Annotated in this window: 1 protein-coding gene; it reads left to right on the forward strand. The window is 59.2% G+C overall.

What is annotated here, in order from left to right; genetic code table 11:
* On the forward strand, positions 1-377 hold a 377-nt coding region (locus tag GQS10_RS22850), incomplete at both ends, for an AMP-binding protein (RefSeq protein WP_166246628.1).

Raw genomic sequence — 377 nt, forward strand, 5'->3', positions numbered from 1 at the left:
ACGATTCACGGCTTGTTCGAAGAGCAGGCGGAGCTTTACCCGGACAACGTGGCCGCCGTCATGAACGAGCGGCAGCTGACCTACCGCGAGCTGAACGAGCGATCCAACCGCCTTGCGCGGAAGCTGCGGGAGACGGGAGTAGAAGCGGACCAGCTGGTAGCGATTCTGGCCGAACGCTCGCTCGATATGGTCGTCGGCATTCTGGCGATTCTCAAAGCGGGCGGAGCATATGTGCCTGTCGATCCCGACTACCCGGAGGAGCGTATCCGCTTCATGATCGAAGATTCGGGCGCGCCGTTATTGCTGATTCAAAAACATCTGCACGAGAAGACCGACTTCGCAGGAACGCGCCTCGAATTGGACGATTTCGTATGGGG

Origin of the sequence: Paenibacillus turpanensis (genome assembly GCF_011421635.1) — a bacterium.
GTDB lineage: Bacteria > Bacillota > Bacilli > Paenibacillales > YIM-B00363 > Paenibacillus_AK > Paenibacillus_AK turpanensis.